This is a genomic window from Streptomyces lushanensis, assembly GCF_001700515.1.
Taxonomy (GTDB): Bacteria; Actinomycetota; Actinomycetes; order Streptomycetales; family Streptomycetaceae; genus Streptomyces; species Streptomyces lushanensis.
Genome location: NZ_MAUD01000646.1, coordinates 1 through 1,984 on the forward strand (window position 1 = coordinate 1; position 1,984 = coordinate 1,984).

General features: G+C 66.5%; 2 protein-coding genes. Both read right to left on the minus strand.

The features are described 5' to 3' along the window. Window positions 1-525, minus strand: a 525-nt coding sequence (locus tag BFF77_RS32110) for an eCIS core domain-containing protein (protein ID WP_141698615.1), incomplete at its 3' end; no start/stop codon positions are given. A gap of 545 nt (window positions 526-1,070) precedes the next feature. Next, window positions 1,071-1,934 carry an SDR family oxidoreductase gene (locus BFF77_RS32115; RefSeq protein WP_066957076.1) on the minus strand — a complete coding sequence of 288 codons (864 nt, stop codon included), beginning with the start codon at window positions 1,932-1,934 and terminating at the stop codon, window positions 1,071-1,073. Window positions 1,935-1,984: the final 50 nt, after the last annotated feature.

Here is a 1,984-nt window from a genome sequence, read left to right on the forward strand (position 1 = left end):
GCCGCCGGGGGCGTCGGTTCCGTCGACCGGACCGCTGCGCTGCTGGATCACATGCGTCAGCTCATGGGCCAGCGTGGTCCTGCCGGAGTGGGAGGACGGGTCGTAGGCGTCCCGCTGGAAGACGACGTTGTTGCCGACCGTGTAGGCGTGCGCACCGACGGACTTCGCGGACAGGTGTGCCGTGTCTCCGGTGTGCACCCGTACGTCGGAGAAGTCCGACCCGAGCCTGGCCTCCATGTCGGCGCGGGTGTCGGTGTCCAGCGCCTGCCCCGAGCCGGACCCGACGACGTCGTGGACGGGCGAGCGTTCCTCCGGCGCGGCTTCCTCGTCGCGCTTGCGCTGCATCATCGCGCCCACCGCGCTGTTGCCGACGACCCGTTGGAGAACGCCCATGCCGGAGGGACCTACGACATCCGCGCGACCGCCGGCGGCGGCTTCGAACAGCCGCGCCTCGTCCGCCTGGTGCGGCCTGCTGGCAGTGGCATCGCCGTTTTCATGATCCCGATCGTGTATGTGGTCACGCATCCTCGGCTCCCTGGGGTGTCCAGCGGCAGACCTCTCTCAGCCTGACACTGCCGCACGGGTGCCGCTCCGGTACAGGAGCGCGGTGACGTCCGGCATGGGCAGCCATTCCTGCCCGATGGGGCAGAACACGGCGAATGCGCCGCCGATCGCGGAAGACCGCAACTGGGTGCCCACGGCGCTGGTCGCGAGGGCCCGTGGCGCCGCACACCGACGACGAGCCGGTGAGCAAGGACATCACCTGGTTCCGGTCCGACCCGCCCAGGATGTACCAGCGGCCTGCGGTACGAGAACGAACTGCTCATCCGCATACCGGAGTTCCCGACGGAGCCGGACACTTCGGCAATTCGGACGTGACGCATGCCCAGAGGACTCGCGGTCGCAGCGATCGCTTTCACAGGACACCCGGGAAGTGTTCGACGGCCCCCACGACAGCCGGTGGGTCCCGAGTGTCGACCGGGCCTCTCTCGTCCCCCCTCGTCTGCGGCGCCGAGACATGGAGTCCCCACCGCCCTGGACGGTGACGCTTGCGGTCCGACGGGAAGCGGTCAGCCGGCGACGGGGGTCTCGGGTTGCATCTCGTACGAGTGCTGGATGGCCGGATGCCGGGTCCCGAGGCCATCGGTGACCTTGCGCTCCCAGGGAACCTGCTGGAGGCGCTTCGTCTCCTCAAGCATCGACAGGGGCTCCAGATTACGGAAACTGTCGACCTCTCCGGCAGCGACGGACGTCAGCGTCGCATATACCGCTTCAGGATCGAACTGCGTTCGGGGGAAGGCGAGTTCGGAATAGTCAAAAAGCCGCTGGGACGGGTCGTCCTCCCAGCTCTCCCAGGTCTGGAACATCCGGTCGTTGAAGCCGGTCAGGAATGGCCCCGGGTTGACCGTGGCGACTTCGATGTTGTGCTCCTGCAACTCGTAGGCCATGGTTTCCGCGATCGCTTCGACCGCGTGCTTGGAAGCGGAGTAGATGCCGGTGAACGGGTTGACGTTCAGGCCCTCTCGGGACGAGACCCAGACGATTCTTCCCGCGCCGCGCTCGACCATCTGCTTGGCGATCCCCTGAGTGAGGAGCAGCGGTCCGGTGACGTTGACCTCGAACTGGTGCCGGATGTTCGGTGCGGGAATGTCAACCACTGAGCCGCCTTCACCGACCCCTGCGTTGTTCACGAGGATCTCCACACCCCAGTTGAGAGCTTTGTGACGATCACCCTCGTTGGTGACATCGAGCTTCTCGACCCGCAGGCTCACCCCACGCTCGGCCGCCTGCCGCTTCAGCGTCTGGACCTGGGCATAGATCTCCACCGCGGCGATCACGGCGAACCCCTTTTCCGCCAGGCGCATGGCGGCTTCATACCCGAAGCCGGTACCCGCACCTGTGATGAGGACCCTCTTGAGTGCCGGTCTCGCCATGATGATGCGCTTCCTTTCATATTGCTGGTCTGACGGTCATCGAGCCCCGG

What these genes read in the sequence shown, in the direction of transcription:
- BFF77_RS32115 (WP_066957076.1), bottom strand. Translation starts at nt 1,934, where the DNA reads ATGGCGAGACCGGCACTCAAGAGGGTCCTCATCACAGGTGCGGGTACC.